The sequence below is a fragment of the Bradyrhizobium sp. WBOS08 genome (assembly GCF_024585125.1).
In the GTDB taxonomy this organism is placed as follows: Bacteria; Pseudomonadota; Alphaproteobacteria; order Rhizobiales; family Xanthobacteraceae; genus Bradyrhizobium; species Bradyrhizobium japonicum_B.
Map to the genome: position 1 here is coordinate 4,589,485 of NZ_CP028988.1, position 12,629 is coordinate 4,602,113.

Annotated in this window: 11 protein-coding genes; 8 read left to right on the forward strand and 3 right to left on the reverse strand. The window is 64.4% G+C overall.

Going from position 1 to position 12,629, the window contains the following annotated elements; genetic code table 11:
• Positions 1-46 precede the first annotated feature (46 nt).
• From DCM80_RS21580 to DCM80_RS21615, 8 genes are all read left to right on the forward strand, one after another.
• Positions 47-589 (forward strand): phosphonopyruvate decarboxylase, encoded by a 543-nt coding sequence (locus DCM80_RS21580; protein ID WP_257193579.1) that lies wholly within the window; start codon positions 47-49, stop codon positions 587-589.
• Positions 586-1,176: a thiamine pyrophosphate-dependent enzyme gene (locus DCM80_RS21585; RefSeq protein WP_257193580.1), complete on the forward strand. Its 591-nt coding sequence runs from the start codon at positions 586-588 to the stop codon at positions 1,174-1,176. The genes DCM80_RS21580 and DCM80_RS21585 overlap by 4 nt, the downstream gene beginning before the upstream one ends.
• Before the next feature lie 139 nt (positions 1,177-1,315).
• Positions 1,316-2,005, forward strand: coding sequence for a TetR/AcrR family transcriptional regulator (locus tag DCM80_RS21590; protein ID WP_257193581.1), 690 nt, complete (start codon positions 1,316-1,318; stop codon positions 2,003-2,005).
• Position 2,006: 1 nt separating this feature from the next.
• Positions 2,007-3,200: an efflux RND transporter periplasmic adaptor subunit gene (locus DCM80_RS21595; protein ID WP_257193582.1), complete on the forward strand. Its 1,194-nt coding sequence runs from the start codon at positions 2,007-2,009 to the stop codon at positions 3,198-3,200.
• 68 nt (positions 3,201-3,268) lie between these two features.
• On the forward strand, positions 3,269-6,364 hold the full coding sequence (locus tag DCM80_RS21600; protein WP_257193583.1) for a MexW/MexI family multidrug efflux RND transporter permease subunit: 3,096 nt from the start codon (positions 3,269-3,271) through the stop codon (positions 6,362-6,364).
• Positions 6,365-6,620: 256 nt separating this feature from the next.
• Positions 6,621-7,004, forward strand: a complete 384-nt coding sequence (locus tag DCM80_RS21605; protein ID WP_028135199.1) for a response regulator — start codon at positions 6,621-6,623, stop codon at positions 7,002-7,004.
• The gene (locus DCM80_RS21610; RefSeq protein ID WP_257193584.1) at positions 7,001-8,251 is read left to right on the forward strand and encodes an adenylate/guanylate cyclase domain-containing protein; all 1,251 of its coding nucleotides are present in this window, start codon (positions 7,001-7,003) and stop codon (positions 8,249-8,251) included. The genes DCM80_RS21605 and DCM80_RS21610 overlap by 4 nt, the downstream gene beginning before the upstream one ends.
• Before the next feature lie 9 nt (positions 8,252-8,260).
• A complete protein-coding gene (locus DCM80_RS21615; protein ID WP_257193585.1) occupies positions 8,261-9,007 on the forward strand; it encodes a hypothetical protein in 747 nt (248 codons plus the stop codon).
• 118 nt (positions 9,008-9,125) lie between these two features.
• On the opposite strand, the gene DCM80_RS21620 is transcribed toward DCM80_RS21615, so the two are convergent.
• The 3 genes from DCM80_RS21620 to DCM80_RS21630 all read right to left on the reverse strand — a co-directional run bounded on the left by DCM80_RS21620 (position 9,126) and on the right by DCM80_RS21630 (position 12,622).
• Entirely contained in the window at positions 9,126-10,010 is an 885-nt protein-coding gene (locus DCM80_RS21620) for an ABC transporter permease (protein ID WP_257193586.1), read from the reverse strand.
• Positions 10,011-10,014: 4 nt separating this feature from the next.
• On the reverse strand, positions 10,015-10,956 hold the full coding sequence (locus DCM80_RS21625) for an ABC transporter permease (protein ID WP_257177350.1): 942 nt from the start codon (positions 10,954-10,956) through the stop codon (positions 10,015-10,017).
• A gap of 157 nt (positions 10,957-11,113) precedes the next feature.
• The gene (locus DCM80_RS21630; protein ID WP_257193588.1) at positions 11,114-12,622 is read right to left on the reverse strand and encodes an ABC transporter substrate-binding protein; all 1,509 of its coding nucleotides are present in this window, start codon (positions 12,620-12,622) and stop codon (positions 11,114-11,116) included.
• Positions 12,623-12,629 lie beyond the last annotated feature (7 nt).

Sequence of the window (12,629 nt, forward strand, 5' to 3'; positions counted from 1 at the left end):
CATGCGTCTACAGTCTTTGCACACTGCTAGCCGAGCGGACGGGAAAATGCACGCACGCACTGACGCTGCCGACACGACACCGAGTTGGCCCGACGATATTTTCGCGACACTGCAGCGCTTCGACGTCCGGCAGGTGCCTTACGTGCCCGACGCCGGTCATTCCAGTCTGATCCAGCGTGTGCTGGGCTCCTCCACCATGCGCGGCATCCCCTTGACGACCGAGGAGGAGGGCGTGGCGCTGCTTGCGGGCGCCTGGGCCGGCGGACAGCGCGGCGTCTTGCTGATGCAGTCGAGCGGCGTCGGCAATTGCATCAACATGCTGTCGCTGATCCCGATCCTGCGCATTCCCTTCCTGACGCTGGTGACCATGCGCGGCGAGTGGGGCGAGTTCAATCCCTGGCAGGTGCCGATGGGCTCGACCACCCAAGGCGTGTTCGAGCTCTCGGGCGTCCAGGTGCTGCGCGCCTCGCACGCGGCCGAGGTGCCGGCCGTGTTGGAGGCTGCTGCATCGCAAGCCTATAACGCGCTGACGCCCACCGCCGTCCTCCTGTCGCAGCGCCTGATCGGCGCCAAGGTGTTCACCAAATGAGCAAGGCCAATCTCCTCGACCGCCGTCAGGTGGTCTCCACGCTGCTGGCGAACCGCAAGGACGTCGTCGCGATCGGCGGCCTGGGTGCCTCCACCAACGACATGTGCGCGGCCGGCGACCACGCCCGCAACTTTTACCTCTGGGGCGGCATGGGCGGCGCGGCGATGATCGGCCTCGGCCTCGCATTGGCGCAGCCCAAGCTGCCGGTATTGGTCATCACCGGCGATGGCGAGATGCTGATGGGGATGGGCAGCCTTGCCACGATCGGCCTGCAGAAGCCGTCCAACCTCTCGATCGCGGTGCTCGACAACGAGGTCTATGGCGAGACCGGCGGCCAGACCAGCCACACCTCGGCCGCCGCCGATCTGGTCGGCATCGCCCGCGCCTGCGGCATCAACGACAGCCGGGCTGTCACGACCATGGCCGAGGTCGAGGCCTTCGCCAAAGCCGTCCATGACGTCTCGGCGGGGCCGTGCTTTGCCAACGTGAAGATCGACAGCGCCGCCCTGGAGCGGATCTTGCCGACCCGCGACGGGACCTACATCGTCAACCGGCTGCGCGGCGACCTCGGCTTCCAGCCGATTTAAGCGGTCCGTCCATCCCTTGACGAACGCCCGCACGCGGGTCCTGCAGGCTTGATCAAATTCCATTGATTCCAGGTCGCATGCAGGTTGCGCTGCAATATAGTGCTTGACTTCAGCGTGGGTGAGTGCTTACTCACCCAGCATGAGCTCATTACGCATGACGAGCGACCTGAGGCGTCAATTGATCCTCGGAGCCGCGAAGCGTTGCTTTGCCCGACATGGCTACAACGGCACCACGACGAAGAGCGTGGCGGCCGCCGCTGCCATTTCCGAGGCGCTGCTGTTCAAGCATTTCCCGTCCAAGGCGGCGCTGTACGCTGAAATCCTCAGTGACGAATGCGAGGCGGACCCGGCGCTCGTCGAACTGCTGGAGCGGGAGCCGTCGACGGCCACTCTGGTCGAGCTGATCCGCGGTATGGTTCAGCACTTCCTTGGTCCCGACCAGGAAGAAGCGCAACGCCTGCGACTGATGGCCACCAGCCATTTGGACGATGGCGAATTCGCCCGTTTGCTGTATGCCAAGATCGAGACGTTGATCGGCTCGGTCTTCGTCGCCTCACTCGAACGCGCCGTTGCCGGCGGTGACGCGCGGCCCGGCAGCGGTGAGCCGCTCAACCTGTTCTGGTTTGCGCATCACACGGTGATGACCGCGGCGCTGACCAGGCTGTCGACGACACCTTGCCTCGCCTACGGCAAGGCCGAAGACCTCGAGCGGCAGCTGTGCGAGTTTCTCCTGAGGGGTATCGGACTTAACGACGCCGCAATTGCTTCGCATCTGGGCCACGATCAGGCCGCGGATAAAGGCAAGACGGCGATTGCAGAAAGTGCATGACATGAACATCGTAACCGAGCACAAGATTTCGGGCGAACCGATCGACAACAAGGCTCCCAAGCGTCCGGTCCGGCCGGTGCTGTGGTTCATCATCGTCGGCACGCTGCTCGCCGCGCTGGTCGGTGGCCTCGTCTGGTTCAACTATTTCCGCGGCCAGATGATCAAGCAGTTCTTCGCCAACAACAAGCCGCCGCCGACGGCCGTCAGCGCAGCGGAGGCGAAGTCCGAGGTGGTGCCGAACCTGCTCACCGCGGTGGGCAGCCTCGTCGCCGTGCACCAGGTCGACGTCAGTGCCGACGTCAACGGTCGCGTCACCGAGATCAAGTTCCAGCCGGGCACGCGTGTCGAGGCCGGCACGCCCCTGGTGCAGCTGTTCGATGCGCCGGAGCAGGGCGACCTCGCCAATTACAAGGCTCAGGCGACCGTCGCGCAGCTGTCGCTCGACCGCGCCAAGCAGCTGGCCGCGCGCCAGTTCGGCCCGCAGGCGACCGTCGATTCCGCGCAGGCTGCCTACGACCAGGCGCAGGCGGGCATCGCCAAGACCGAAGCCTTGATTTCGCAAAAGCTGGTCCGCGCACCGTTCGCCGGCGATCTCGGCGTCCGCAAGGTCGAGGTCGGTCAATACCTGACGGCAGGTACGGCGATCGTATCGCTGACCGATCTGTCGGAGCTGTGGGCGAACTTCACCGTGACCGAAAAGGATTCCGGCAGTCTCAAGGTCGGCCAGGTCGTCCGGCTCAGAGTCGACGCCTATCCGGGCCGCACCTTCGAAGGCAAGATCACCACGATCGAGCCGCAGATATCGACCGACACCCGCAACATCCGTGTGCAGGCGACGATTGCCAATCCGGAGAAGATCCTGAAGCCCGGCATGTTCGTCACCACGACGGTGGTGCTGCCGGAGAAGCCGGCGGTGATCACCGTTCCCGAGACGGCGGTCGACTACACGCTGTACGGCGACTCCGTGTTCGTGATCTCCGAGAAGAAGGAAGAGGACGGCAAGACCAGCCTGTCGGCGGTGCGTACCTTCGTGCAGACCGGCAGCCGGGTCGAGGGTCGCGTCGAAATCATCAAGGGCCTGAAAGCGGGCGACAAGGTCGTCGCGCTCGGCCAGCTCAAGCTGCAATCGGGCGCCCCGGTGTCGATTTCGACCGATCCGACCCCGCCGATCCCGGCGCAGCCTCCGCGCTACTGACACATGCACGCGCGTGATCCGGCCCGGCCGGATCACGTTTGTAGAGAGATAGAATCGAGATCGCCGCGATGGCCTTTACCGACATTTTCATCAAACGACCGGTCCTGGCGGTCGTCGTCAGCCTGCTGATCCTGCTAATCGGCCTGCGTGCGGCGATGGTGCTGCCGATCCGGCAATATCCGAAGCTGTCGAACACGGTCATCAACATCACGACCGTCTATCCCGGCGCGTCCGCGGACCTGATCCAGGGCTTCATCACTACGCCAATCGAGCAGGCGATCGCCTCGGCCGAGGGCGTCGATTACATCACCTCTTCCTCGGTGCTCGGCACCTCGACGATCCAGGTCTACATCAAGCTGAATTTCGACCCGAACCAGGCGCTCACCGAGGTTCTGGCGAAGACGAACTCGGTCAAGTACCTGATCCCGAAGGAATCCAACGACCCGATCGTCACCAAGACCACCGGCCAGACCACGGCCGTCATGTATCTCGGCTTCTCCTCCGAGGAGCTGTCCGGCTCGGCGATCTCGGACTATCTGACGCGCGTGGTGCAGCCAGTGCTGTCGACCGTCGACGGCGTCGCCTCGGCCGACATCCTGGGCGGCCAGACCTTTGCGATGCGGCTGTGGCTCGATCCCGTGAAGATGGCGGGCCGCAATGTGTCGCCGTCGGATGTCGCTGCGGCCATCCAGGCCAATAACTTCCAATCGGCGGCGGGCCAGACCAAGGGCTATCTGATCGTCTCGAACGTCTCGACCAATACCGGCCTGACCAGCGTCGATCAGTTCAAGAAGATGATCGTCAAGGCAAAGGACGGCGGCTTCGTGCGGATGGAGGACATCGCCACCGTCGAGCTTGCGGCTCAGAGCACGGACGCCAGCGTCGCCTTCAACGGTGAGCGCGCGATCTTCATCGGCGTTCAGGCGACGCCACAGGGCAATCCACTGACGCTGGTCAAGGGTGTGCGCGCGCTGTTTCCCGAACTCGAGCGCAACCTCCCGCCGTCGATGAAGATGAAGGTCGCCTACGACTCGACCAAGTTCATCCAGTCCTCGATCGACGAGGTGCGGAATACATTGGGCGAAGCCGTGATCATCGTGATCGTGGTCATCTTCCTGTTCCTGGCCTCGCTGCGGTCGGTCATCATTCCCGTCGTCACCATTCCGCTGTCGATGATCGGCGTCTGCACCATGATGCTGGCGCTGGGCTTCAGCTTCAACCTCCTGACGCTGCTCGCGATGGTGCTGGCGATCGGCCTCGTGGTCGACGACGCCATCGTCGTGGTGGAGAACATCCATCGCCATCTGGAGGAGGGCAAGACGCCGGTCCAGGCGTCGCTGCAAGGCGCGCGCGAAATCGTCGGCCCGGTCATCTCCATGACCATCACGCTCGCTGCGGTGTACGCGCCGATCGGCTTCCTCGGCGGGCTCACCGGTTCGCTGTTTCGCGAATTCGCCTTCACGCTTGCGGGTTCGGTGATCGTGTCGGGCGTGATCGCACTCACGTTGTCGCCGATGATGTGCTCGGTGTTGCTGAAGAACACCGAAGAGGGCCGCTTCGCCAAGCTCGTAAACCGGGTGTTCGGCGCGATGACGCGCTGGTACGGGCGCAGGCTCGATCGCTCGCTCGACTATAAGGCCATCACCGGCCTGTTCGCGATCACGATCCTCGGTCTCGTCGGCTTCCTCTACATGCACACCGCCAAGGAGCTGGCACCCGAGGAAGACCAGGGCATCGTGTTCGCGGTGACCAAGGCTCCGAAATACGCCAACATCGATTATCTCGACTTCTATGGCGAGAAGCTCGACAAGGAGTTCGGGAAATTCCCCGAGACCGATCTGCGCTTCGTGCTGAACGGCATCAACGGCCCGCAGGGCGGGATCGCCGGCATGCTGCTCAAGCCATGGGACGAGCGCAAGCGCTCGTCGATCGCCTTGAAGCCGCTGGTGCAGGCCGAGCTCTCCAAGATCGAGGGCGTGCAGGCCTTCGCGTTCAACCTGCCGCCGCTGCCGGGCGGCCCTGGCGGACTGCCGATCCAGATGGTGATCAACTCCACGGCCGGGTTCCAGACCGTCTATGAACAGATGGAGAAGCTGAAGGATGCTGCGCGAAAGAGTGGCATGTTCATCGTCTCCGACAGCGATCTCGCCTACAACCAGCCGAACGTGGAGGTGACGATCGACCGCACCAAGGCGCAGGATCTCGGCGTCAACATGCAGAATCTCGGCGCCACGCTCGCTGTGCTGCTTGGCGGCAACTACATCAACCGGTTCAACCTCGAAGGCCGCTCCTACCAGGTAATCCCGCAGGTGCCCCGCGCCAAGCGGCTGTCGCCTGAATCGCTCGCTGGCTTCTATGTGACGACCAACACCGGCCAGCAGCTTCCGCTATCCACCGTCGTCTCGATCAGGACAAAGACCGACCCGAATTCGCTGACGCACTTCAACCAGCTCAATTCGGCGACGTTCTCGGCCGTGCCCATGCCCGGCGTCACCGTCGGTGCCGCGGTGGACTTCCTGGAAGGCGAGGCCAAGAAGCTGCCGCAAGGCTTCAGCCACGACTATCTGGCGGATAGCCGTCAATACGTGCAGGAAGGCAACCAGCTCGCGATCACCTTCGGCTTCGCGCTGATCATCATCTTCCTGGTGCTGGCAGCGCAATTCGAGAGCTTGCGCGATCCGCTGGTCATCATGATCTCGGTGCCGATGGCAATCGTGGGCGCGCTGATCCCGCTATTCTTCGGCATGGCGACGATGAACATTTACACCCAGGTCGGTCTGCTCACGCTGGTCGGCTTGATCACCAAGCACGGCATCCTGATGGTGGAGTTCGCCAACGAGCTCCAGGTCAACGAGCGGCTCGACCGCCGCTCGGCCATCGAGATGTCGGCCCGCATCCGCCTGCGGCCGATCCTGATGACCACGGCCGCCATGGTGACCGGCCTGATACCGCTGCTGACCGCGACCGGCGCGGGCGCGGCCAGCCGCTTCTCGATCGGTCTGGTCGTCGTGGCAGGCATGTCGATCGGCACGCTGTTTACCCTGTTCGTGCTGCCGGCAGTGTACGTGGTGCTGGCGACCGACCACCGCGCGGCGGCCGATTCCGAGCGGAACAAGCAGATCAGCGAGATCGATCTCGGCGGCAAGGCCCTGCGGCCGACCTGAGACGGCTCGCACGCGAACCAGAGGGCGGTAGCGGCCAGACCGTTGCCGCCCTTTTTTTCGTTGTACCACGGCATCTGCCATTTCGGCGCCGCAGCCGCAGCGGACCTCCGGCCTGCGGCGATCGCTCGACGCCATGATATCGTCGTGAAGCAGCACGGCGGCGCCATCGACGTGGATACCGAACCCGGTGTATTACCGAATGCACCATCACCCTGCCGCGCACGATGGCGGCGGGCGGCATGTCCGGAGGCAAGTCGTGAACGCTTACATCCTGGTCGTTGACGACGAGCCCGACGTCGAGGCGCTGTTCCGGCAGCAGTTCCGACGCGAGCTGCGCGCCGGCCGCTTTCAGATGGAGTTCGCCACCTCCGCGCCCGATGCGCTCAAGCGTGCCGCCGAGGTCCGCACCCCCTCGCTGATCCTGTCCGACATCAACATGCCAGGCATGAGCGGGCTGGACATGCTGCCGAAGGTGCGTGCCGCGCATCCGGACGTTCCCGTCATCATGATCACGGCCTATGGCGATGCCGAGACGCGGCGGAAGGCGATCGAGCGCGGCGCCGTCGGGCTGCTCACCAAGCCGATCGACTTCGCCTTGCTGCGACAGGAGATCGACACGAGGCTCGAGCAGGCCGCATGAGCACCACCATCCTCTTCGTCGACGACGAGCCGGATCTCGAGGCGCTGGTCCTGCAAAAGTTCCGCAGGCAGATCCGCGACGGAGAGGTGACCATCATGTTCGCCCGCGACGGTCTCGAGGCGCTGGCCTCGCTCGAGCAGAACCCGCAGGTCGACATGGTGGTTTCCGACATCAACATGCCCCGGATGGACGGGCTGTCTCTGCTGGCGAAGCTCCAGGAGGCCGAGGAGAAGAAGTCAACCATCATCGTCTCCGCCTATGGCGACATGAGCAACATTCGAACCGCCATGAACCGCGGGGCGTTCGACTTCCTGACCAAGCCGATCGATTTCGCCGATCTGGAAGCCACGATCGGCAAGACCATCCGCCACATCGAGATGCTGCACGAGGCGCGCCGGCGCCAGATGGAAGCCGAGCGCGCCCATGCCGCGCTGTCGCGTCATTTCTCGCCCGAGCTGGCCAAACGTCTGGCCGCCAGCGGCGAAGGCGAGGGAATCGAGGTGAAGTGGCGAGATGTCGCCACCATCTTCACCGACATTACGGGCTTCACCTCGCTGGTCGAGACCGCCCCGCCCGAGGCATTGGGCAAGCTGCTCAACGAGTATGTCGGCGGCATGACCGAGATCGTCTTCGCGCATGAGGGGACGGTCGCAAAGATCATTGGCGATGCGATCCAGGTGCTCTTCAACGCGCCAGGGGATCAGCCGGATTATGCCACGCGCGCGGTCGCTTGTGCCCATGCGCTCGATGCCTGGGCGGAGGAGTTCCGAGGCCGGCAACATGCGATGGGCATCACCTTCGGTGCGACCCGCATCGGCATTCACGCCGGGCCTGCGCTGGTCGGTAATTTCGGCGGCAACCGTTACTTCGACTACACCGCGTATGGGGATTCCATCAACATCGCGGCGCGGCTGGAGGCCGCCAACAAGCATCTGGGGACGCGCATCTGCGTCAGCGCCAGCGTTGCCGAGGCGGCTGAGGGTTTTCAAGGGCGCCCCGTGGGTGAGCTGATGCTGCGCGGACGCAGCGAGCCGTTGCGCGCGTTCGAGCCGTTGCCGCCGGCAAAATACGAGGCGCCGGAAACCGCGCTGTATGCTGAGGCTTTCGCCAGGATGGCGGCCGGCGACGCCGCGGCCATGCCTGCCTTTGCTGCGCTGGTCGGCGCGCATGCCGACGATTCCCTGGCCGGTTTTCACCTGAAGCGCCTTCTCAACGGCGCCAAGGGCATTCGCATGCAGCTTGAATAGGAGTTCGTCATGATCCGTGATTTCCCTTCCGGCAATTACCGCTTCATTCCGTCCGTGTTTCAATATTCGGCTGGCGCCGCCGCGGATGACGGCTACGAGATCGAACGCGTCCGCTTCGATCGTCTGGTGCCGCTCGCGGAAGGCTTTGCGCTGGCGGCGAAGTTCATCCAGGAAGCCGGGCGTCCGCTGACGGCGTTCTGCGCCTGCGAACTGCGTTCGCCGGCGGCCTTCAGCGAGGAGGGCTTTCGCGCGTTCAATCTGCACTATGTCAAGACGCTGTCGGAATGGGGCATCTTCGACGGCACCACCAATCCGGTGGCGCGCAGCAATGTCTGTCCCGAGATCGATCCGCCGTCCGAACCGTCGTTCTATGCATTCTCGTTCACGCGGCCGACCCGCTCCAAGGCCCCGTCGTTCGTGATCGCCGGCGGCGCCGAGGCGCGCGAAGGCAGCGGGACCTATGTCGAGCGCACGGTGCGCTATCGTGATCTCAGCCCGGAGGGTCTGCGCGAGAAGGTGCGCTTCACGACCACCTCACAGATGGAGAATCGGATGGCGGCCTTCGGCTTCGGCTGGAAGGATACGACCGGCGTGCAGGCCTATTCCGTCCACGACTTCCACCACACGCTCGTCGACGAGCTGGTGCGCCGCGGCGCGCTGCGCTCGGGCCTGACCTGGCATTTCGCCCGGCCGCCGGTGGTCGATCTCGAATACGAGATGGATTGCCGCCGCGTGATGCGGGAAGTCGTGATTTGAGATCCTCATCCTGAGAGCGGCCAGCAGGCCGCCCCATCGAAGCATGGCCGCAGGCGACAGCGGAGCTCTCATGGTTCGAGACGCGCGCGAGGAGCGCGCTCCGCACCATGAGGAACTTCTACCGCTGCCGCGGATCGAGCGCGTCGCGCAGGCCGTCGCCGAGCAGGTTCAGCGACAGCACCACGAGAAAGATCGCAAGTCCCGGCCAGATCGCCATCCACGGCGCCTGTGTCAGGAAGCGTTGCGCGGCGTTCAGCATGCTGCCCCAGGACGGTGCCGGCGGTTGCTGGCCGAGGCCGAGGAACGACAGCGCGGCCTCGGCGATGATGGCGGCGGCGATCGAGAGCGTCGCCTGCACCAGCAGCGCGGGCAGGATGTTCGGCAGGATATGCGAGAGCGCGATCCGCCACGGCGGATTGCCGAGCGCGCGCGCCGCCTCGACATAGTCCTCGGCCTTGACCACGAGGACCTGGCCGCGGGTCAGGCGGATGAAGATCGGTGTTGCCGAGATGCCGATCGCGATCATGGCATTGCCGAGGCTCGGCCCGAGGAACGCCGCGAGCGCGATCGCCAGGATCAGGAACGGGCACGCCAGCATCGCATCCGTGACCCGGCTGATCAGCGCATCGATAAAGCCGCCGCGATAACCGGCGAGGAGGCCGAGCGGAACGCCGATGCCGAGCGCGATCGCGACCGAGATGAGGCCCGCCAGCAGCGAGGCGCGCGCGCCGTAGACGATGCGGCTGAGGATGTCGCGGCCGAGTTCGTCGGTGCCGAACCAGTGCGCCGCATTGGGCGGCTTGCGCACCAGGCTCCAGCTCGTCGCGATGGGATCATAGGGCACGATGAGCGGAGCCAGCACGGCGAGCAGGATGAACATCGTGAGCACGATGAGGCCGAACACCGCCGCCTTCCGCTTGAACAGCCGCCGACGCGCGCGGCGGGCCGGGCTATCCAGCTCGTCGGAATGCGTGAGAGGGCTCGGCAGCGCAGCATCGGTCATGAAACTAGCCCCGAAGCCGCGGATTGACGAGGATGTAGGCGATGTCGGCCACGAGGTTCAGCGTGATGTAGATCGTGGCCGTCACCAGCACCACACCCTGCACCACGGCATAATCGCGGTTGAACACGGCATCCACGATCAGCTTGCCGAACCCGGGAATGGAGAAGATCTGCTCGGTCAGGACGGCGCCGGACAGCAGCGTGCCGAGCTCGAGCGCGCCGAGGGTAATGACAGGGGTCAGCGCATTGCGCATGGCATGCTTGAGGATCACCGAGCGCTCCAACAGGCCCTTGGCGCGAGCGGTGCGGACGTAATCGCTCTCCAGCACCTGCAGCATGGCGCTGCGCGTATGCCGCATCAGGACCGCGGCAATCGCATTGCCGAGCACGAATGCTGGCATGATGGTGACCGCCAGGCTGGCGCGCCAGTTCTCTGTGAGCGGCACATAGCCGGACGCCGGCAGCCAGCCGAGCTCGATCGAGAACAGGAAGATCAGCATGATCCCGAGCCAGAAGTTCGGCGTCGAGATGCCCCACAGTGCAAACAGGTTCGCGCAATAGTCCCAGGCCGAACCCTTCTTGACGGCGGCGACGATGCCGGCGGGAATGCCGATCAGGAAGGCGATCACGATCGCCATCGAGCCGAGCTGCAGAGTCACCGGCAGCTTCTGCGCGATCAGCTCGCGCACCGGCATCTTGTTGCGCAGCGACTCGCCGAAATCGCCCGCGAGGACGCCCTTGATCCAGTAGACGTACTGGACCGGCACGGGCTGATCGAGCCGGTACTGGCGGCGGATCTGCTCGATCACGGCCGGATCGCGCTCTTCGCCCGCCATCACCAGCGCGGGATCGCCCGGCAGCAATTGCTGCAGCGAGAAAATCAGCACCGAGACGAAGAACAGCGTCGGCACAATCTGCGCAAGGCGGCGGGCGAGGAAGTTCAGCATGGTCGCACCTGTGTCCCGGGCGCGGCGCAACTCGCAATGTTGCGCCGCTGAACCGAGACCCGGCTGCAACGGTTCGTCGTCGCCGTGGGTCCCGGCTCAGTGGTGCAGCGCTTCCGCGCTGCGCCGCGTCCGGGACACGGACTGAGTTTCAGATCGATCACTTCAACTTCAGCCCGATCACGCGAACGAGGCCGTCGGGCATCTGCTTGTAGCCTTCTAGCCTCGTCGTGTGCGCGATGATGATGCGGCGGTGGTAGAGGTAGAGCAGCGGCTCCTCCTCCTGCACGAGCTTGGCGAGCGTCTCATAGCTCGCTTTGCGCTTGGCGGGATCGGTGACCAGCCGCGCGTCCTGCAGCGCCTTGTCGGCCTGAGGGTTGTTCCATGCGCTGTAGTTCTGCGGCGCGTCCTTGTACAAGAACACGTAGGAATTGCCGTCGGGGTCGATACGTCCGCTCCATGCCAGCATGAAGGCCTGATAGTCGCCGGTTTCGGCCTGTTTCAGCGACGTTGCGAACTCGGTAACCCGGATCTTCATATCGAAGCCGGCTTCGCTCGCCATGGATTGCACCACTTGGGCCACGGCTTCGGTTTCGGCACCCTTCGGCACCAGAAAGTCGACGCTGACAGGCGGCGCGACGCCGGCTTCCTTCAGCAGCGCCTTGGCCTTGGCGACATCACGGCTGCGGATGGGAAATGCACCCTGATAATAGGGGTGATCCGGATTGACCCATTGGTTGCCTGGTTTGAACTCACCGTTGAACACGACCTGGTTGATCGCCTCGCGGTCGATGGCGAGGTCGAGTGCCTGCCGCACCTTGGCGGACTGGCTGAGCGGTCCCTTGGCCTTGTCCTTGCCGATGTTGAGCGTGATGCCCTGATAGCCGAGCTCGATGGCGGTCGCGACCTTCAGCCGCGAATCCGCGCGCACGTCCTTCAGATCCGTTGCGAGCACGCGTTCGATCAGGTCGAGCCCGCCGGATTTCAGGTTCGCGAGCCGCACGGTGGCATCGACGATCGGCTGGAACACGATCTTGTCGATGAAGACGTTGTCCTTATTCCAGTAGTCGGCGAACTTCTCGAACACGATGCGGTCCTGCTGCACCCGCTCGACGAATTTGTAGGGGCCGGCGCAGACCGGGCGCAGGCCGAACTTGTCGCCGGCCTCTTTCGCGGCCTTCGGCGACATCATCATGCCGGCACGGTCGGTGAGCTGGGCGAGCAGCGGCGAGAACGGCGACTTCAGCACCAGCTTGACGGTGAGGGGATCGACGACCTCGATGTGATCGACCGAGGCCAGCTCCGGCTTGCGGAACGAGCCGGTGAACGTCAGATGGCGTTCCAGCGAGAACTTGACGGCCTCGGCATCGAGCGGCTCGCCGTCGTGGAATTTCACGCCGGGGCGCAACTTGATGACGAGGCCCTTGCCGTCGTCGACGGTCTCGCTCGACAGCGCGAGCTGCGGCACGATGTTGAGCTTCTCGTCGATGTCGAACAGCTTGTCGCAGAAGGCGGAGAACACGATGCGGCCGACATAGGTGCGCGCCATCGTGGGATCGAGGATATCGGGGTCCTCGGCGAGGCCTATGCGAAGCGTGGTCTGAGCCTGCACGGCTCCGATCGACAACAGGAGGGCGGCGGCCGTTGCGGCCAGGCGAAACATCTTCATCGGACAA